We start from the raw sequence: 22,824 nt of genomic DNA, 5'->3' as shown, positions 1-22,824 counted from the left end.
TTCATCAGCCACTGGCCCCTCGCCAAACACCCTCCACGGACACGTATCAAAAATACTCTCTTTGTTTATATCCATCCAGGCTGCAATGCCTTCTAAAATAGCTACTTCCTTATCATCAATCGTTCCGTCTCCGCGAACTGGAATATTCAACAGTAGATTACCATTTTTACTAACGATGTCAATCAAAGTTTGTATGACTGTTTTTGCCGATTTGTATCGGTTTTCATCATAAACAGCCCTGTTATAATGCCAATCGCCAATACATGTGCAGGTTTGCCAAGCATCTGCTTGTGCTTTATCTGGCGCGCCTCTTTCCACATCCCACACCATACATTTTTTCTGTTCATCGGTCAGTACCTTTCCAAATAAGACAGCTTCTAGCTTTCCATCATGGATGGACATATTAGTATTGTAATAATGCGCAGCAATCTTTAAACCAGCATCACTAACTGGCCAAAGCGGCAGAGCCGTGTCATCAAAATAAATTAAATCCGGATTATACTTATTGATGAGATCCATGGTACGGTTGTAGAATCTATCACAGCATTCTTGATCTGGAAGGGATGCCCCATTTTTCCAATTCCACTGCCCACCCCATAAGGACGTAATATCATCTTCACTTCCTTTGCTAAAGGGATGATTTTGTGCATAAAGATTTTGGGGGTCAAGCCCTTCCCACCAAGTGCCCTTACCATCCTCTTTGGTTAGGTTTCCATCATAAGGTACACCAGCCAATGGTCCTTTCTTGTCAGAGCGCTGGGAAGTTTCAAACCATGTCCATGCATGGGACGCATGTACACTTATCCCAAAGGGCAAGTTATACTTTTTTGCTGCTTCTGCCCATCCGGTCATGATGTCTCTCTTTGGGCCTACACGTACAGAGTTCCATTCTTGGTACTTACTGTCCCATAAATCCAGATTATCATGATGGTTTGCCATGGCGAAAAAATATTGTGCTCCAACTCTTTTATAAAGGGCCACCAACTTTTCTGGATCCCAATTTTCAGCTTTCCAGTCATGAATCACGTCTTTGAAGCCTACCTAAGAAGGATGCCCATAATGTTCCAAGTGCCATTTGTACTGGGGACTACCTTCGTCGTACATAAGCCTGCCGTACCAGTCACCTTGCTCGGGCTGACATTGTGGCCCCCAATGTGCCCAAATGCCAAACTTGGCATTGCGAAACCATTTTGGTGTTTGGTATTGCTGAAGCGACTCCCATGTTGGCTCAAATTCACCTGGTGTAACGGGCTCTTTGCTGGTATTTACTACTACCATTTTTTTTTCCTGAGCCAACACCATTAAACTACACAATAAGGAAATTATGGTAGAAAAAACGATTTTCATAAATTAATACTATTTTAAAACGGTTTATATTTAAAATTTTTAAATTCTATTATCTACTTTTCAATAAAACACAATCCAATTCTTAAGCCCCGAAATCTGCAAAGAGTATTATTACAATGTTCTAATTAATTCTATTTTTATTTTTTTCAAATTATTAGATATTTTTACTCAGCATAATAATCAATAGCTTAATATTTAATCGTAAAGCTTTTTTGATTGAATATCTAATTATATATTGGCTTCAATAAAATAACTCCGAGAATTAATCATTAAATTGCCATTCATCAAACACAAAATCTTTTCCACTAAATACAAAATAGATATTCCCCACTCCCTTCTTTATTTTTCTTTCTACATTCTTTGACAGAGTAATCCATTCGTCTTTATCACATATAAGAGAAACAACAGCTGTTCCTTTTAAATCATTCACATAGACATCTATCTTACCTTTTCCTTTTACCCTAGCTTCAAATTCTGCAGGAATATGTTGACTAAAATCAGCGCCTCGTACCATGAGACATTGTTTATCCTCGTTTCCTTTAACAACCATATTACCTGGATTACCAAAAGCTTCAAATTGAACTTGTCCAGAAGTGGCAGCAGTTGTTTCTGCTTGTTGGATAACAAATGGATTTAATGTATTAAGTTGAGAAGGCCCCTTATAAGTCGCTTCTCCCATGTGTATGCGTACGTTTTCTTCATCCACCTGTATTTCATCAATACTTACGTTGCGAAAACCACCTTTTGTGCCTAAATAATCCTGTAAATACATGGAGTGATAAGCTATATAGTATTTCCTTTTAAATTGAAACAGATGCGTGTGGTTATTTGTATAAGGTCCCACGTGGTAATCACCAGGATTCTTAAAGTAGCTATCGCGATACTTCCAGCTATCCGAATCTAAAGGCGTTTTACTTGTCATATAAGACATACTGCATTGGCTAGGTTTATCAATATTCTTATAAGGCCATTCCGTGCGCGGTTTCCAGCTTGTATTAAAAGTATAAACCCAGGTTCTATTTATAAAGTTAAGCTCGCTTGCCTCAAAACAATAAGGAGCAGGTATCTCAGCAATTTCACCAGCAAGACTAATCATATCTTCTCCTAGTCTAACAATACGAGAATTACCTGGCATGTATTCGGTTTTAGGTGTTCCTCCTCCAAAAGCCAGCCACCCCATACCTTGGTCATCTATAACAACTCCAGGATCAAATGGAGACTCGCAATTGACTCCAGGCACAGAACTATCAACTATGTTTTTCCCTAATGGGTCACTCCAGGGACCAACGGGAGAAGTAGAGGTAAGCATGGCTGTTCCTATACCACTATTAGAGTAGTACAAATAGAAATGTGTCTTTCCATCAGATTCTACTCTAGATGTTATTGAAGGCGCCCATGAATTCTGAGTCCATGGCGAAATTTCCGCTGTATTTATAAGACCATGATACGTCCAGTTGACCATGTCGTCAGAAGACATCATGACCAGTGAACGAATATGATGATATGTGTTTTTTCCGTCCTTTCCTACGTTCTCATACTGTTGATGATCATTGGTTGCATAGACATAAATTCTTCCTTCATACTCAACCGCTGTTGGATCGGCAGTAAACATAAAGTCCAATAAAGGATTCGCATTGTCAGAGCTAAGCTTCGGTGAAACACCTGCGAATTTTTCCACTAGTTTTTCCTTAACCCTTTCCGTTTTATTTGTATTTGATTGATTTTCAGTGGATTTACATCCAAGAAAACACATAGCTATAATTGTACTTAAAACTATTTTTTTTATATACATTCTTTTATTTTCTTTAAAAAAGAGAATCTTCATAATGGTTGTTTTATTGATTTAAAGCCCCTCAATCATTCCAAGAGTGTAAAAACCCTAAACAACTTAAACAGTACAAAGTGTATTTTTTTTTATGTTCTTTACTTATCATAAATAATTTGTAATCATCCCCGGCACAAGTGTCGGGGATGATTACAAATTATTTATTGAACTACTAAAGCATTATAAATCGGTAATTAATATTACTTAGTCGCTTCTATAATAGCATCAATAGTACGTTGGTCCTTTACGGTATAGTTCTGTCTGTCCACGGCTCCACCAATATCCCAATAAAATGGAATCAAACCGTTTTCAAGAGCCTTTTTTGTCACATAGGTCATCCAATAATCCACGGAGTTATTGTGGAGCTCCAAATCTTTAGGTACATATTGTTCATTATCACGCCTATAAGTACCATACTCTCCCAAAATCACCGGGACTCCATTATCTACAAACTTCGCCTTTGCCAAAGCCATAGATGCATCTACCGCATCTTCTTCTCCATAGGTGGCATTACGTTCAGGCTCAATCGTTGAATGAAACCCATTTCCCCAATAGAAGGCCATTTTCCCCCAATCTACGTCTTCTTTCAAGATACAGAATTGAGAAGGAGAATAAAAATGAACCTCAGCCATCATACGTCCCTCTATCTCGTCTGTGGGCATATCCATTAAATCATTACTTTTTTCGATATTTGTGCTAGGTCCTTGAACTACAAGCACTCTATAGCTGTTTCTTCCGCCAGTAGACCGAACAGCATTGACGAAGGTCTGGTGATAAGAACTTAGCACCTCCATCTTAGCAGCATCATCTACGGCTGGTTCATTGGCACTGGCAAACATCAAATGCTCATCAAAGTCTCGCATTGCCGTTGCTATTTGCTCCCAGTAAGCTCTCTGTTTCTCATTTACCGATTCTTTCATCTCAGGAGTACAGTTATTTTCTAACCAACCTCCATCCCAATGGATGTTAAGAAGCACATACATATCATTATCAACACAGTACTGTACCACTTCCTTAACGCGGTCCATCCATGCCTGATCTATTTTTGCAGTCGTTTGATCTGCATACTGATCCCATGAACATGGAAGACGAACGGCATTAAACCCTAAATTCTTGATGGCTCCAACATATTCTTTTGTAATGTTAGGATTGCCCCAAGCGTTTTCGCCCCCAGGAGTTGCCTCTAAGGTATTACCAATATTAATTCCCAAGGTCATTTTTGCTGCCAATTCTACAGCAGTACTGCTCATCCCTGTTGCATCAGGAGCTAATGGTGATGTATTGTAGGAAGGATATAGATTTGCAGCCTGATCAACAGTCACTCTCCTTGCTTGACCATTCGATGAGTTTATAGTCAAAATACCACTCCTATGATTACCAGTATTATTAGCTTCAATTGTAACGTCAACCGAAGTAGTACCACTATTACCTGCTGTAACGCTTACTTGTACCCAGGTAGATGCATTATTATTTATTGTCCATTCATCACTACATTCAATAGTAAATAAATCCTCACCTCCATCGGGTTCTACGTTAATCTCAGTTTGAGAAACATTTAAAACTGACTCTACACCTGCCTCTTTCTTACATGAAAAAAAAGACATGATCGTAATAAAAATCACTAACCCTTTAAAATAAACATTTAACTTCATTCTCTTTTTGTTTCTAATTAATACATAATCAATACTACTTCAATATACTTTCAACTCGTTCCAAAGAAATCCTTGCATCATTTAATTAAATCCATAACGGTATTGAACCATTCAAAATCGAACTGTCCTTCGGCAGGCTCGTAACTATCTCATGCCAAATGTCTCTTGCAGACAACATTGAACCTACCTCTTTTATTAATTTAATGCTGCTGTTATTTTTCTCAATATTTTATCATCATAAGGATGATAATTTGTGTCCACATACAATTGCGACGCTTCGGAGAAGAAGTTTAAAAAGAAAGCAAATGCAATTAACAACATCACTTTAGTACTAGTCTTTCTCATTCCATTGTCATATTTTACAATTTCTATCATAAGCGACTATAATCTAACGACTTTAAAATTCTTTCATCCAAAACATTACACACCTGTAAGTTTCAAATAAACGACAATTTAAATATATCGTATTCTCCAAACTCCCAAGGGGCTCCATGTTTTACAAAGGGGGTATAAATGTATTATTTCCATTATTTTGCTATTTAGCAACAACCTCAGAGCAAATAGTGTTTGTTGAAACTAACTACATATTTATTCCTGCTTTAAGGCATAACTGTCCGAAAAAATAAAATAGAAAAAAAAGCCCGAAAATTCCATTTTTTGAAGTGTGAGCTTTAAAATTAATACCAAAACATTCCTTATCGCAATTATTAAAAAAAGGAGTTGCGGATAATTGATTTAACCGTATCGGCATTCATATTTTTTCTGACAAACTAATCCATTGTATATTTTTTACCATACAAAAAATTAGGCCTGCAGGAATTACTATCTGAAGTAAAAACCTACAGGCCTATATAAGATTAACTATTGTTTCAGTTAAACAGTTATTTAATTCTTATAATCCTAATGTTATCAAAAGCACCTCGGAAACCAGTTTCAGTTGCTACTTCAGTTTTATTGGCTGTATATATAGTTATGCCACCACTCCCGGCATCACCTAGCAAGTCAACTAAACTGGCAACACTGTCACCTTTGCCAGGTAGGCCATCGCTATCGGCTACTTTAAACATTGTTAGCGGTAAAGTTACTGTCACCCACTGACCAGCAGTAGTTGCTGAGAAAGTTTGGGCTCCATTAGCTACTAACCAAGGCTCCCAAAGCATCTGGTAGGATGGGTCCGCTTCAAAAGAATAATCTTTTATAACATACAATTGAGTTCCAATCCAATCGCCGGGAACATTAAGCTCAAACTTAAGGGCAAAATTATCAACAGGTAAGTCCAAATCTTCAACAGACACTAATTGCGTACTATTTAGATTAATACTACGACCACCGGACCACCAGTCGCCGGACCACGGAGCAAGAACATCACTGTTTAATACTGCAAAATTACCTTGATTACCAGGGAACTCTTGACTATCATTTTTAATTTCTGCACCCCAACTGAAAGTATTTATATCATCAAAATTACATAACATCCCAGTTTCAAAATCATTCACTGCAAAAATTGTAGAATCAACTCCTGATCTTGTAACAACTTTTACTGGCCCGCTTTGAGTCAATTCCGGAGCAGTAAATATAATAAATGTTCCGTCTTCGGATATTTGAAAATCCGCAATATTTGTACCTCCAAAACTAAAAGATTCAATTTGAAACAAATTAGTCCCACTAATGGCAACAACAGTACCTGGTGTTGGTAATTCATTTGAAACGCCAGTAATGGCAGGAGGCCCTGCAAGTATTGGAAAATCAAAACTTGTTTCTCCATTGGTGTTAACAAATCTAACTTTGTTTACATCTACCTCTGCCACCAAAGGAAAAGGAATTACATCAGGAACCTTTACCACCGCATAATTCCCGGCTAATATACCATTATCAATCGTGGCTGGTATACCATCAAAGGTAATCAACGATGCGTTCTGAAGGTTTGAACCTTCCAATACAACATACTGTCCGGGAACCAATACATCAAGAATGGTGTCATTGGGGGCAGGAGCGTAATTACGTATCCCTGTAATAACAGGTGAATTATCCTCTTCTTTTTCACAAGACGTAAGCTGTATTCCTAAAATGACAAAACAGACTAACATCGCGAAATGAATACGATTAAACATTATTTTTTTCATAATTATTCTATTTATTTTTCATTAAAAATAAGGTACCGGCTCATCCAACAACTTAGGATCTGCAGTGATTTCATCTGAAGGGATTGGTAGTTTAAATGTATTTATGTTTGCCGGGGTAATGATACCATATGCATCTTGAGGTTCTGCTACCCCAGCATCATTAAGTGTAAATATCACTCTTTCACCTCCATTTAAAAGACCAATAGCTTTAGTAGGATTATAATAAGAAAGTCTTACTAAATCCATCCAATATTGACTCTCTGCCGCCAACTCAATCCTTCTTTCTCGTAGCATTGCATCATCATTAATCTCAGTTACAGCTTCAAGGCCGGCTCTTTTATGTACTTTATTAAAGTATAACAGTGCTTCTGCATCGCTTGTTGAGCCGTTATTACCTAAAATAGCTTCTGCATACACGAGATAAACATCTGACAGTCTTAATAAAGGGGTATGTTCAGCCGAAGAGAATACACCCATTGTTGGCGCATTAACATCTTTTTCATTACCTACGATATGTTTCTTTAAACCAGCATCACCTGTATAGTCTACACCTCCCTTTTCTTGATTTAACTCAGCATAATGATCCCCTTTATACATAAAAGTAGCTTTACGCCTAACAGAATCTGCCTCTGAATACTGCAGATACATATCATAAGTAGGTCGAATACCGAACCAAGGTGTAACTCCGTTAATAGAGAAACCTGCACTTGAAAATAATTGAAGCATATTTCCATTCAGCCATCCTTGATCTACAGGAGACCATTGAAGAGAAAATAAAATTTCTTCGTCATCAGTAAATTCATACTTAAATACGTCTTCATAGCTATCCATTAACTCTAAGCCACTGTCATGACATACATTTCCCGCGTACAGTTTGGCACTATCAAGAAGCGCTTCGTTTCGTTGCCCTCCAGATATAGAATTCAACCCAGACCAAGTTAAATAAGTTTTAGCAAGCAGTCCTTGTGCTGACCAGGTTGTTACCCTACCCTTTTCATCGCTTACCGGCAAATATTTTGTAGCATAAGTAAGATCGTTTACTACAAACTGATATACGTCATCCGCAATATTCCTCTCCTTCAAAGGGTCATTTATCAAATCATTAAGATCCTCAATTATAGGAACATCCCCCCACAAAACAGCAAGATTTAAATAAGCATATCCGCGTATAAATTTAGCTTCTGCAATTGCTCCGTTTATTTCCTCTGCAGATATGGTATTGGGAGCTTTCTCTGTAATTGCATTAATCGTAATATTACAATGCTGAATTACAGCATACATTGATCTCCAGTAAGTAATAACAGCACTATTCAACCCAGTAACTGCAAAGTTATTTATCTGAACTGCATCATCATTATAACCAAGTATCATGTTTCCACTCATCACTTCACCGATTTGAAGGAACGAAAAATAACTCAAACTCCCCCATTGAGCACCAGCATATAAAGCAGCTGTTGCCAATCTTAAATCTTCAGAGGTTTGATAAAAGTTACCTGAACTGATGTTAGATAGTGGCGGACGATCTAAAAACGTATCGCTACAAGAAGCTAAAAGACCTGCAATAGCAACAGTTAAGTAAATTATTTTTGACTTTAATTTCATAGCAATTTATTTAATTATTTATTTGATAAAGATAAATTTACACCAAATGTAAATATCCTTGGCTGAGGATAATAACCGCTATCAACTCCAGCATTCCTAGGATTCCATGATCCAATTTCCGGGTCAAGACCAGAATAGTTAGTGATTGTAAATAAGTTGGTTACAGACGCATAAACCCTTAAAGAAGAAATATTCGCTTTACGAAGCAGGTGTTCTGAAAATCTATATCCTAAAGTAACACTTTTACATTTTAAGAATGACCCATCTTCAATATACCTGTCTGAAGTTCTTGTGTTTCCATTGGTATCGTCATTTCTAACCCCATGAATCTTAGTATCAGCATTCACAACATATACATTGTTCACATCACTGTCAGATCCTTCCGGGTCTACCAATGCAAGTTTGGCATAATCTTTCATTGAACTAAAGTAGGAGAGATTAGCACGTGGATTTTCTGTATTAATGCGGATTTTATTATATATTTTATTGCCATAGCTACCACTAAAGAAAATATTCAAATCAAAATTCTTAAAGGTAACTGAGTTATTAAATCCAATCTGAAATAGTGGAATTGGAGATCCAAGGTAAGTTTGGTCACTTTCATCAATGATGCCATCGCCGTTTTGATCCTTAAACATAAGGTCGCCATACCAAATACTACCTCCAGCCTTGCCATAAGGTAATATTTCTCCGTTTTTAGCCGGCCTTGCATGAGGAAGGATACCTTTTGCCTCATCACCTAAAAAGTCAACAGGGCTGGCATAAACACCTTCTACTTCATAGCCATAAAATTCACCTATTGCCCTTCCGGCAACAGTTCTGCTTAAATCACCTTTAATAAAAGCACCTTCTGAATTTAACTTAACAACTTTATTTCTATTAAGAGAAAAGGTAAAATTGGTCTTCCAGGTAAAGTTATTGGTTTTAATATTAGTGGATCCGATTTTAAACTCAAAACCTTTGTTTTCCATGGATCCCAAATTGCCATATGGCGCATCTATTGTACCTGGGACATAACCTATTCCTGTATCAGCATATGAAGGCAATGACACTTGTAAGGCCAGTTCATCAGTTTGTTTAAGATAAAAATCTAATCCAATATTTAATCGCCAATCAAACAAAGTAACATCAAGCCCTATATTGGAAGACTTCGTTTGCTCCCATGTCAAATCAGGGCTTCCAATTTTTGTGGTAATTTGAGATACGCCAGATAGAGCTGTTGGCCATGCAGAAAGCACGGATGCATAAGCATAATCAGTCCCCCCGGCTCTGTTCGTTAAACCATATCCGCCACGTAATTTTAAGGCATTAATCACATGTATATTTTTCAGAAAGTTTTCATTTTTAATGTTCCATGCAACAGATCCTGAATAAGACAAGATCCATCGATTTTCCTTAGCATAAATTGATGAACCGTCGTAACGAACATTTCCTTGTAAAATATATTTATCAAATAAACCTAGGTCAACCCGTCCAAAGTATGATTCTGTTGAATTATGCGTTTTACGACCATTATTGGTAGCTGTGGTTGCATCTCCTGCACCAATGGTTTTTACAGTATTTGAAGGGAAATCACTACGCCCAGCAGATACATCTTCGCCTTTAGAAAGCTGAGCCTCATGACCAACCATCGCTGTCAAGTTATAATGATCTGCAAACATATGATTATATGTAAGGTAATTGCTTACAGACAAATATTGACTCTGCCTATATTGATAAAATGAAGAATTTATATCCCTTATTGCATTTCCCAACTCATAAGTTGGTTCAAACTTATCAGCAGTCCAATCAGTGAAACTCACCCCAAATTCATTTCTCAACTTTAAGCCTTTTATAAAGTTAATTTCAGCATACGAATTATTCCGTAACACTCTACTTTTTTCTTTGTTGTCATTAATAAGCGCTAATGCATATGGGTTTGGCTGAGGTGGTACCCAACCCAAGTCTTCAGTTGAACCACCATAGCTCCCATCAGCATTTTGTACAGGGATATTAGGCCTCATCTCTAAAGCTTTCTGAATAACACCACCAGAGGACTCACTTTTATTTTCTTTAACATATGAAAATGACACATCTGTACCTATTTTCATCCATTTGGTTGTTTGGTTATCCAATTTAAGCTTGAAAGTCATCCTTTCAAAACTTGAACCCAAGGCAATACCTTCCGTATTATTATATGATCCAGACAACACATATTGTGTCACTTCATCTCCACCATTTACACTAATCGTATGGTCATGAGTAGGAGCCATTCTAAATAAAGCATCCTGCCAATCCGTACCCTCACCTAAATATTCTGGATTGGCAAACTCTGGTCTGGCATCAAAAGACCAAGTATTATCCTGGCTTCGTTCATTCAAAAAAGTTGCATACTCTTTTAAATTCATCAAATCGTATTTTTTAGGCACTTCGGATAAAGAATATTTATAACCATAAGATATGGTTGGAGCTCCAACATGCCCACGTTTGGTAGTGATAATAATTACCCCATCTGTACCATCAGTACCATAAATGGCGGTGGCCGAAGCATCTTTCAAAACATCAACCGATGCGATATCGTCCGTATTTAATCCTACTGTTGGATCACTACCTTTTGACATACGTACACCATCAATTACATATAAGGGCTGAGAACCTCCCAAAGAAGTGATACCTCGAATTGAAACACTATTTCCAGATCCTGGACGCCCTGATACAGCCTGCACCATAACTCCCGCCACTTGCCCTTGTAAAGCCTGAGTTAAAGTTGTAGGATTGGTTTTAACAATTTCATCTGCACTAATTGACGAAATGGCACCGGTTATATTTTTACGGGTTGTTGTTCCATAACCTATTACAACAACATCATTTATAAGCTGAGATTCATCTTTTAATGAAACATTAATCACATTTTGTCCTTTGACAGAAACCTCTTTCGTTTCAAAACCTATAAACGAAAAAACCAATGTTTCTCCATCTTCAACCTCTAAGCTATAGGCGCCATTGATATCAGTAATAGTCCCTTGATATGTCCCTTTTATGATGACATTTACACCCGGCAGAGCATCACCATCCGAACTCGACTTTACAACGCCCGATATTGGTATTTTTTGCCCAAAAACGGGCAACACAATTAAATTCATCAGCACAATGGCAAGAAGAACTCTATATTCTCCATTCAACCATCTCATGCGTACACTAAATTTCAATTTCATAATAAGATAGATTTTAGTTTAAAACAACAAGCCTCTTGGGCAACTCAATAAAAATACACCTAACCATAGTTACAAGAGGGTCTTTATGTTTCTCATTTAGGATGCTTTTGTATTTAATTCAATGGTATTATTTAAATTCGAGGGGAAGGAGTATTATATGAAGGGGTTATAATTTATTCGCAACACCATAACACTCATTCGGAATTACGAATAAACTTCCCCGGGAGAGCCCCGAAGTATTAGAAATCAAAAAGAGTAAGCTGAGCTTCATACTCTTTTTGATATTTTACTTCTTTGCCTTGATTTTCAATATGTTTTTTGATAACATCTTTGTTCCTGTATTGACCAACTGTGTTTGCATAGTAGCCACTTGTCCAAAAGTTCCCTTCCTAAAGCTTGGTCTTCACTTCCGGAAAATGTCTGAAAATTTCTTTCGCCATGATACTCTTTACTTTCATACACATTTCACTCACAGACAAACTGGGTACACTTTGTATTAAGAAATGAACGTGGTTTTCTTCATAACCAACTTCTATAAATTGTATTTCATGGCGTTATGACAATTCAATACAGATTTCGTTCAATCCAACTCCAACTTCATCTATAATAACTGGTATGAAAAACCATCCGTTTTTCAAACTTTTCCTCTATCCTCCCCGGGGCGGAGCTTCGAGCGAATAAAACTCTAGGATATCAGGGGTCAAAACATTTCAAAAGAAAATCCCACTTCAAACAAATATTTAAAGTGGGATTATTAATTAAAATCATTAAGAAACTTTTAAAATCAATTTAGTACACAAGGAATCTCAGTACTCGTCTTTCTTTTCCAACTATAATTACAACTGCATACACATTGTTTGGTCTAAAAATAGATCTATTATTGAAATCGAATTGATAAACCGCATTATTATGTCCTTCATCTGTATCTATTTTAAGAGCTCTTTCTACATCATATATTTCCAAGCTCACGTCTGCTGTTTTGCTCAAGAGAAGCTTTAAATGGAAATCGCCCCTATTTGGATTAGGATATAATTTTGCCTCAGTTATATAAACCTGATCAGGCTGAATAAATCCTGCTTTCCGTTTAGTACTGTTGCTTTCAACCCTAACTTGCTTTTCCATATAGTCACTGCATTCATTTTTAAAAATGGACATGCCAATTGTGTGGTTTCCCGCTTCCAGTACTCTCAACCAAATTGATGCCTCTTCTCTATTCACCACTTCTAATCCGTCTGGGAAATGCCATTTTACCGAATCGGGTTGCTCCCATGAAATATCAACTGCAACAATAGTATCACCAACAATGGCCTCAACAGGTATAATAAAATCAGCCACTACTTCATAATCAAGAAATGTTATTGCAAATTCGTGCTCTGCCTCACATCCTTTTTCTGTTGTTACAACCAATCGATAATCCCCTTCTTCATTGAGTTCTACCTCGTTGTTAACGCTAAATTGATTGCCTCCAAAAAACCACTTGCTTGAAGCTCCATCCACTCCAGAATTTACTGTTTCTGTTTGATTCCGGCATAACACATACTCGTAAGGCAATTCTATCTTAACGGGCACCGGTGCACTCAATTCGGCCTCTAAAGTTTTTTTACAGACATTTGCATCAGTAACCTCTATTTGCAAGTCCCCAGCTCCTAAATTAGGAAACCATCCGTTAATGTTTGATTTACCATTTAAATTATAGATATAGTCAGGACTTCCTCCAACAGCAATCAACAGAATACTTCCATCATCAATTCCAACACAATTTGGAGATTGTAAACTACTCACATATAATTCCAATTCTTCCGGGCCCGTAATTTCATATTCTGCCTCTGCAAAACAATTGTTTGCATCACTAACAACGAGCGAATACTTCCCTTTTCCCAATTGCTTGATTTCTCTTGGATTTAAACTTTCGAGGCCTTTCCAAATCACATCATATGGCTCTGTTCCATTTGTTATATCAATAGATATTTCCCCATCTGTGGATTCATGACAACTCACTTCTTTCAAGTCTATCAAACTAATTTCAGGGCCACTCTTTTCTACTATTGAAAATGATTGTGAAGCTACACATGAGTTGGCATCAGTAACTTCAATTTTATAATTACCAGTTGCCAGAGTGTTTGGTTGTAATTTGTTAGCCGGATAAAAATCACCCCAATTGATATAATATTCCGGCGTACCTCCTGTTATTTCAATCTTCACAGAACCGTTACTACTGTTACAGGTACTATGTGTTAAATCTGACAATTCTACCTTAAGGTCTTCCGGTTCATCAACATCAATATATTGATTTTGAATATTACCCAGCTTATCTTTTACAAAAACACGGTAATTTCCGGCTTTTAGATTCGTAAATTCATTCGATTTAGAAAAATCTACCGCATAATTAATTGCATAGGTATAAGGTGCAGTACCCCCAGTTGCGCTAACCCTTACACTACCACTTTCATCGTTAAAGCAAAGACAGTTACTCTTCTCTAATTCCATCAAAATTTCGTCAGGCTCTTCAATTACCACTTCTATTGAATCTTTTACTCCTTTACTATCTTTTACCCGTAGTTGGTACAATCCGGCTTTTAAATTTTCAAATTTACTGGTCACTAACCAAGCCCCCTGATTTAAAGAAAATTCATATCCCGGCCAAACGGCATAAGGCCATCCACCAACAGCTGAAACTTCCAACACTCCATCTTCAGCACCATAATAACTGGTCTTAACAGAATTGGCAACAATAGTTAATTTACCTCCTGGCTCCATTACACCAGCCGTCTTCTTCAAACCATTCGCAACTCCAAACTCATTATTACCATAGGGACAATTGTTCTTATCCCAAACTTCAACAGTATACTCTCCAGCATAAAGCTCTTCAATTTTTTTAAGCCTACCATTTGAGTATTTTTCACCTTTGTGATACCATTGGTATCGATAGTCTCCATTTCCACCACTAACTCTCGCCTGAACTGCTCCATCATTATTTCCAAAATCCGCAACGCCCATCACATCAAAATCGATGGCCATTTCGGCAGGTTGCTGTAATTCTTCCTCTTGTTTGTAGTAACAGCCTAAATCATCAGTTATTTCGAGAAGGTATTTGCCTTTGCCTAACCCATCCTGATTCCATTCCTTACCCGTTGTGCCATTTCTAAAATCCTGCTCATCTTTAGAAATAATAAATGAGTAGTTTCCCAAAGCACTTGTTCCACCTAATACTTCACTCGTCCAAAATCCATCTTTTGCTTCGTAACATTCCGGAATAACAGAATTAAAACTTTCAATATGCAACCAATCTGCTTGCTCCAAATGTTGTTTATTTCGTTCTGTCATACAACCATTAACATCAGTTACCCTGATAATGTATTCCCCTGTCTCCCGTTGAATAAATGTTGTATTTGAAATCGCTCTAATTGAATCCAACCGATCTTTTGCTTCGGCAAGTGGCATCTTATTTAATAGAAAATCATAATAGCCTCCTGAATAATTTACACCTCCTATTGCCTGCACCTTTATTTCACCGTCTGTTCTTTTCGAAATGTCCCCCATGTCCTTTGCGTGACATGTTGGTATTGTAAAAGCAACATCTGTAATTTGCAAAGAATCCGGTTTTACAAGCGTTACTATATTGCTAACAGAACACCCATTATCATCAGAAACTATATAGCTGTACATTCCTGCTTCTAAATTTTTAAATGCAAGATTCTCTCCGGCAATAATATTTCCTAACTGATGATTTTCATGTTCATCCGATTGTACGATTTTATATTTGGATGCATTCGTAATTGGCAATCCGCCATAAGGAGTGATCTTAACTGAATCTTTTAAATAAGAACATCTGATTTCGAACCCGCCTTCGTAATGCGATGTTTCAATATCAAAATGAAGTACTGTTGGTTCGGTTAATTCCGTATCCTTTACATACTCACAAGCTTTAAACTGATCAGTAATGCTTACTTGATATTTGCCTGCTGGTAAATCGCTAAAAATTACCTGACCATTTTTTACTTTAGTAAATTCCTTCTCGATTTCCATCCCCTCTAAATGAATGCTGTAGGGAGAGATTCCCCCCAAGGCTTCTACTTTAATAGTATCGGTTAATCCTTTACATTTTATTTCAAATCCATTATAATCGGACAAATTTATGTTTGCATTTATAGGATCTGGTTGTTTTAAGCTAATATCATGAAAAGCAGAACAGCTGCTATTATATGCCCCCGTTACCTTTACATGATAAAGACCAACAGGTAAATCTTCAAAAAATACTTCACCATTCGAATCTTTGCTTGCCATTAGGGTATTGCTTTCATCCAGCAATTCGAAAGTGTAAGGTGTTATTCCTCCTGTAGCTTTTGCCCAAATACTATCTGTCCCACCAAAACATTTAATATTATAATCGTCCGATTTATATTTATTTTTTGATAATTCAAGTTCCAATTTTAATGGTTCTAAAAGATCAGGGGTATAATTATTCTCACATCCATTACCATCTTTCACTAAAAACATTTGAGGTACTCCCCTTATACCAAAATCCACATAATTACCTTTAACATCCAAATGTTCAATTACTCCATCATGCTCAATAGTATATGGGGTTGTTCCTCCATTTACTGATATTCCCAAAATATCACTTACACCAAAACATGCATAATCAAAAAACTCATTTTTCGAATTACTATACTTAGAATCGCTCTTCCCAACTTTTAGCTGTGTCGGTTGATCTAAAGCAAATTTAACCTCAGCAGATTTACAATGTAATGTATCTGTAGTTAGAACAGAATATATCCCCTTACTCAGTTTTTTAGTATCCGGGAGATTAATTTTTGTATTGTTTGCCACATTAGAGAAGCTATGATAAAAACTACCATCTTTCTGTATTTCAATAGAATATAATGGATTTCCTCCATTTACAATAAGAAATGGTTGTACAGTTTCACCGAAACACCTAAATTTAATTTCTTTACCTCCTTTTAATACATCAATTCCAGCTATTTCCATACTATTTACAATAGAATCGGTCTTATCAACAATGATCTTTGTTTCGTACAAACATGAATTAGTATCTTTAATTTGAACATCATAGGTACCCGATGCTTTATTAGTTTGAATAAAATTCCGATTGGTATTCATCCAATCATCCGAATTATTTATAGAATATTCAAAAACATCTCCTGCACCTCCAATAATCTCACTAACCCATTTACCATTCTTTTCATTGTAACACCTAGGTCTAGTAGTAACAATATCCTTAATCAATAACAAAGGTGGTTCATTCAATTTCTGATTTTCCCTAAAACTTTCACAACCATTTTTATCTTTAACAATAATTTTATATGTCCCTGTAACCCGATTTTTAAATACAGCCGTCTTGCCCAAAATAGTATTTTGCTCTAAATTATTCCCATATGCATCTATCCCATCAATAACAAATTCGTAATCTGCTCCAATGCACCCGCCACTAGCACTCACCTCAATCTCACCATTCCCTTTCTCATTCAATACATGATCCATCATATCATGATGACAGGAAGGCTCTTTAAATTTAGGATCCCCAAGTACTAATTCTTTTGGTTTAGTTAAAATTGTATCTTTTACAAGCTTACAAGTATTCTCATCTATTACCGTATAGGTATAATTGCCATCATCCAAATTTCCAAATTCTGAATATGATTCAACATCATTATGGCTTGTATTAAATACTCCGTCAATATCTTGCTGAATATCATAAGGTCCGACACCTCCAGAAAGAGCAATTGTAACCAAATCTGTCGTATCTGAACATTTAATTTGGTAACCATTATAATCTGATACTTTCATTGTAAAATCCAATGGATATGGTTCATTCAAGACAATGGACTTTACAATAGGAACTTTATTAAACTTATCAGTTATTTTTAAATCATAAGCCCCTGCTTTTAATAATGAGATCCCAGCTTCAATAGTTTTAATAACAACATCCTCTCCTGATTTTGTTATCTCCAAAGTATAAGGTTCAATCCCTCCTGAAGGGATAGCATTAAATCTTCCGGTTTCTCCATTGCATTTTATCTGATAACTATTAAAATCATCTGGATAAGTAATACTAGTTAGGAGTGGGGCTGGTTCCTTTATCGTTATCGGATTTTCTTGTATACATGTAGGATATTTCCCATTAACAATAGCTTTATAGGTACCAGCGGTTACATCAAATTTATTTATTCTCAAACTAGAAGATCTACTCTCCACAAGCTTCCAAACTCCTTTTCCTTCATCATATTTCTGAAAAGTTATAGCATAAGGAGTAATGCCCCCTTCAACTATAACATCTAATTTATCGTTTCCTCCATTCTTTTTGATATGGTAAACTTCTCCCGTGCCAGAAGTATACTTATTTGGGATCATCTTAACAGTCAACTTTTTCGGCTCTTTTAAAGTAAGATTAAAATCAGGCTTACATCCCAATGCATCTGTAATAATGATAATCGGTGCTGTACCTTGCACATCAAACTCTGCAACTCCTCCTGAATTACTTATATTCTTATCCTCTGAATCATAACTTAATACATAAGGGCTAATTCCACCATTTACCTGAAGTTTAACTGTTGCATAATCTCCTAAACATTTGTAATTGTAACCCGAATAGTTTAGATAAGTAGGATTTACTTGCACAATCGAAGGCTCTTCCAATTTAAAAGTTTTGACCTCTCCTAACGAACATCCATTCTTATCAAGAATTGTTAAGGTATATTCTCCTGATAATAGTCCTTGAATAACAACTACCGTATTTTCACTTATTTCAGTTCCCGATTTTGGTGTTGGTCCAATTAGAATATAAGAATATTTTGGTGTACCTCCTTTTATTTTAAATTTTACTTCTCCATCACTAGCTCCATTGCAGCTAATATGAATTTCATTCCCCGCAATCTTTTCTGTTCGCTCAAATTCATAAATCTCAATAGGACCATATTGTTCAAATGTTCTTTCAACATCTGCTGCGGTACAACCATGTGAATCTTTTATTTTGAATGTATGTTTCTTTGCATCAATATCAGTAAAAGTCTTATCTTCAGCATAATCTTCAAGAGGGTTGATCTCACCATCCATTGAAAAATGATATTCTCCACTTCCACCTACACCTGAAACTGTATGAGATACTAACTCACCAAAACATACCTTCCCTATAGGTTCAGGAACTGCAAATTCCAATTTACTATCCTTAATTAAGCTAGACTTACCACTCTGATAACATGCTAAATCATCCATTACCCAAAGTGTAAACTCCTTCTCCTCCTCTGGTTGTTTATCTGCAATACTCACAATTGGTAATTCCGTTCTATACTCTCCATTAGATGTTAAACTATAAGTATAAGCACTTGATACAACACCTCCACTAGTGCTAGGATTAATAATCTGAAATTCATCACAATTCCCAGTAGATTCAAATCCAAAAGATGACAATTTTATTATCTCATTTTCCTTTATTGTAAAAGGAACTGTTTCATGACCCAACAAAAAGAATCCATTATATTCCGTTGAATCTTTATCTTCATAATTCTCAGTATTAGATTGATTAAATCCATTACTAACAGTTAATTCATAATCTCCCTCACTTAAATTATAAAAGGTAAACTCGGATGTTTCGAAAGTTTTCGAATCAGAATATGTTTCATCTATTTTCCTCACTGTTGCCCTATATGCCACAACACCTCCATTGCTGCCTAAATCCCCAACAACTTTTACTTTTAGTTCTCCATCACTTCCTCCAAAACATGTAACAGTCTTTTTATCGGCCTCAGAGATTAGCTGTATATCTGGATAATGCGGAAAAACATCCACAATCATCACTTTATCCTCCTCGATACATCGCAAGTAAGTTTTGGTTGCAGGGCGGACAATGGTTTGTACTCTAAATTTAAAGTTTCGGTAGAATTTATTTGATTCGGGGAGTAGGTAATCACAGGTTCCATCGTTTGTGATATTGGACTTTGTTTTACTATCTATTGCTGGAACAAAATAGGGAATATCAATTGTTTCATCTATCAAGTATCGCTCTATCATATCCTCCAATTCATTATCAGAAGGATCATCTTTAAGATAAAACATAACATATTGAGTAACATTCCATATTTCTTCCCGAGACATATTAGAATAAAACTGAAGATTATATCCGTCCTCTGGCTCTCTGCCAATTGCCGAAATCCAAGGAAATGATTCTCCGTATTCATAAAAGAAAAACGGAGCTAAAACCTTACGTTTGGTTTTTTCTGTAGTAGTAGCACCATCAATCTGCACCATCCATTCGTACTCAAAATTAGCACCTTCAGGTTTAACTACTTTTAAAGGAACTATAGCCCCCTCCTGAAAACTGGTATCATCTTTAGAAGGACTTGTAATTTCTACAGAGGGTGGCGTTATGGAATATTCTAAATCAACAGCCCAGTGTTTACCATCGCTTTCCACTCTATATATATGATAACCTGGACTATCATCATTATCGATTAAGGTTTTAATCGAAAAATCACGCTCTTCTATAAAATCATTATCATTACTCCCCCCGTCATGCTCCCAGACCTTAAATCGGAAAAATCTATCTTTGTCTTCTGTGAAATAATCAACTAAATTCTGAGAAGTAAGTTTAAACTTTTCTGTATGAAAGGTAGCTGGTAATGTTATGTTGCTTAGATTATACCATGCAACATATGCACTTGCTTTATTTACTCCATTTCCAGTAATTGTTTTAGTATAGAAATTGGAATAATCTGTCCCAGATTTCTTTTGAAAATTAGCCCTGCATTCTAAATCCCCATTTCCATGATCATCCATTTCTTTCTGGTAGAACTGGATAATCTTAATCTTAATCTCCACCTCCCCATTATACTTCAAGCCTTGTGCCTTTACCGAAAAGCTCCCCAATAAAAAAACAAGTATAAAAAACAGTAAAAATCTCAATTTCATAGTAATGGTTTTATGGATGATAAAATGATCTGGTATCTGAAAATAATTGTTTAGTAATGAATTTGCAGTAGTTCGGTAAAAGGAGATTTACCTCCATCTTTGTATACAGCCTGCAGTCGGTACTGATAGTGGGTATTTAACTCTACATCAACATCTTTAAATTCCGATTTATTTTGAATGAACCGATAGAATATTAATTCTTTTCCCTCTGCAGCTCTATATATATTTACCTGCACAACATCTTTGTCTGCTGCTTTCCATGTAAGAAGTACATGTCCCTCATTTATTTTTGCCTCTGCCTGTACTGCTTTTAATTCAGGACGAAATCCGTCATCGGCAATTTCTGCCTGCAGCCACTTTTCGGCGGGAGATTGATTTTTACCGGCATCTTCGGCAAGAATACAATACTGGTAAGCAATTCCTTTTTTAGGACTTTTATCCAGATAGGAACTTATAGAATCGGTACTAGAAAAACGAGCAATGGTAGCACACACTACACTTTCTTTTGATTTTCGTATCAGTTTCTCGTATTTAGTATCCACGCTAAAGCTATGCACCCAACTAAGATTAATTCCCTCATCGGTAATTTCGTAATTCGAGAATATTGGTGGTACTGGAGGAATGGTATCAGGTTTTTGCAGCAGTAATGCCTCGCTCAATTCAGATTGATTAAAACGTTGATCGACAGCCGCTACCTTGTAATAAATTTTAGGGGTTAAATTGTACAAATCGATGGAGTCTACAAAAAATGTATCGCGAGTATGTACTTTGGTGATCTGGCTAAATTCATCAATCATGAAATTGGATCGGAAAACCCGGTAACCATTTATATCTTTTTCTTTGCCTGCATCCCAACTTAGGTGTACCAAACCAGTAGAATCGATTCGCCCCTGCAAGTTTACAGGGGCAACCGGAGGAATACTGTCCTGAAGCTGCACCAGCAACGGCACCGAATAGAAGCTGTCGTCGTTTACTCCGGTTGCCTTAATTTTATAATAATTGGTGCTTAATGGTTCCATATCTACAAAAGACCGGGCTTTCCCATTCAACTCACCCGAAATATCCTTAAAATTTCCTGTTGATGAGCCAGCTCTCAGCACCTGCATATTCTTCACATATTGATCTCCGACAGAATCCAGTTTCCATCGAATTTCCACCTCTCCATTATCATTAATCTGCTGATCCAAATCTTCATATCCTATTTGATACTGAGGCTTTCCCATTGCGCTAACCACATCGGAATAAGGACCTGCTTCGCCAAAAGCAGTACGCCCATAAATTCGATATTGATATTCTTTCAACAATTCAGGCAAGGAATCGGGCTTCATCATATCCATAGGAATATCTCCATCATCGCCATAGGAAAGAACCATTGGCGATTCACTTAATGAGTGAAAAGAGTTTCCTCCATCATCCGATCGTTCCACCATATAAGCATTGTAAGTCGTTGATAATAGAAATTGATTCCATACAATTAATGCTCTTTTTCCATCTGCCTTAGCATGCAGTCCCAATGGTTTTTGCAAGGGTTGATAATCAGCTGCTCCCGTATATACATATCCCGTATCCACCTCAACAGTTAAATGGGTAGGATAAACCCGATACAAATACATTTCATTTTCCCTGATATCCGTATCGGTATAATTCAGGCCCATTGCCGCAGATACTCTGGCCGATTGATCGGCAGCAAACATGGCAAATGAAAACCGGTTCTCCTGTTCTCTGGTTTTATAAACCATCTGCATCATTGGATTTTGCTTTTCATCAATCATTTCGAACTCTTTGCCATAAAGAGCCTGAGCCGCTACGCAAAGCCAATCGTAATCGGCTGCAAGAGAATCCTGCATGGCATTTTCCCACCATTGCTCATTATTTGCTTTACATCCTTCCTGCAACAATTTGTATTCGGGCTGAGGCAATTGTTTCCCATCGCGATACAAAACAAATCGTTCCAAAGTATAGCCGTTTGTACTGGCCTGCTTCCAAAGAATATGATGGTTAGGAGCCCAACGCAACAACACTTTATCTTTTTTGGGCGAAGCCAAAATTGCGACACCACGTTTAAACTCAGCATCGTTTTCCTGCGAAAAAGCATTGCTTATGCATAAGCTCAATAAAAATAGGGCTATAAGATGTTTCATTAGTTATTAAATTGT

Annotated in this window: 9 protein-coding genes and 1 pseudogene; all 10 read right to left on the bottom strand. The window is 36.7% G+C overall.

Features of this window, described 5'->3' with window-relative positions; genetic code table 11:
• Positions 1-69: 69 nt before the first annotated feature.
• Positions 70-1,278, bottom strand: a pseudogene (locus GQR60_RS04260) (alpha-L-fucosidase); the annotation flags it as partial.
• Positions 1,279-1,609: 331 nt separating this feature from the next.
• A complete protein-coding gene (locus tag GQR60_RS04255; RefSeq protein WP_225441333.1) occupies positions 1,610-3,172 on the bottom strand; it encodes a glycoside hydrolase family 43 protein in 1,563 nt (520 codons plus the stop codon).
• A 200-nt stretch (positions 3,173-3,372) separates the two neighbouring features.
• The gene (locus GQR60_RS04250; protein ID WP_225441332.1) at positions 3,373-4,776 is read right to left on the bottom strand and encodes a cellulase family glycosylhydrolase; all 1,404 of its coding nucleotides are present in this window, start codon (positions 4,774-4,776) and stop codon (positions 3,373-3,375) included.
• Positions 4,777-5,019: 243 nt separating this feature from the next.
• Complete coding sequence (locus tag GQR60_RS04245; protein ID WP_154675798.1) at positions 5,020-5,169, bottom strand: hypothetical protein; 150 nt, start codon at positions 5,167-5,169, stop codon at positions 5,020-5,022.
• Positions 5,170-5,705: 536 nt separating this feature from the next.
• Positions 5,706-6,947: a glycan-binding surface protein gene (locus GQR60_RS04240; RefSeq protein WP_124991750.1), complete on the bottom strand. Its 1,242-nt coding sequence runs from the start codon at positions 6,945-6,947 to the stop codon at positions 5,706-5,708.
• 21 nt (positions 6,948-6,968) lie between these two features.
• Positions 6,969-8,549: a RagB/SusD family nutrient uptake outer membrane protein gene (locus tag GQR60_RS04235; protein ID WP_124991749.1), complete on the bottom strand. Its 1,581-nt coding sequence runs from the start codon at positions 8,547-8,549 to the stop codon at positions 6,969-6,971.
• Between the two features lie 14 nt (positions 8,550-8,563).
• Positions 8,564-11,743 (bottom strand): SusC/RagA family TonB-linked outer membrane protein, encoded by a 3,180-nt coding sequence (locus GQR60_RS04230; RefSeq protein ID WP_225441331.1) that lies wholly within the window; start codon positions 11,741-11,743, stop codon positions 8,564-8,566.
• A 389-nt stretch (positions 11,744-12,132) separates the two neighbouring features.
• Positions 12,133-12,288, bottom strand: coding sequence for a transposase (locus GQR60_RS20350; protein WP_124991997.1), 156 nt, complete (start codon positions 12,286-12,288; stop codon positions 12,133-12,135).
• Positions 12,289-12,532: 244 nt separating this feature from the next.
• Positions 12,533-20,668, bottom strand: coding sequence for a SprB repeat-containing protein (locus GQR60_RS04220; RefSeq protein ID WP_124991748.1), 8,136 nt, complete (start codon positions 20,666-20,668; stop codon positions 12,533-12,535).
• A 50-nt stretch (positions 20,669-20,718) separates the two neighbouring features.
• Positions 20,719-22,809 (bottom strand): fibronectin type III domain-containing protein, encoded by a 2,091-nt coding sequence (locus GQR60_RS04215; RefSeq protein ID WP_124991747.1) that lies wholly within the window; start codon positions 22,807-22,809, stop codon positions 20,719-20,721.
• Between the last annotated feature and the right edge of the window lie 15 nt (positions 22,810-22,824).

It is taken from the genome of Labilibaculum euxinicum (assembly GCF_009795715.1).
Classification (GTDB): Bacteria; Bacteroidota; Bacteroidia; order Bacteroidales; family Marinifilaceae; genus Labilibaculum; species Labilibaculum euxinus.
This window is presented reverse-complemented; position numbering and strand designations above follow the sequence as displayed.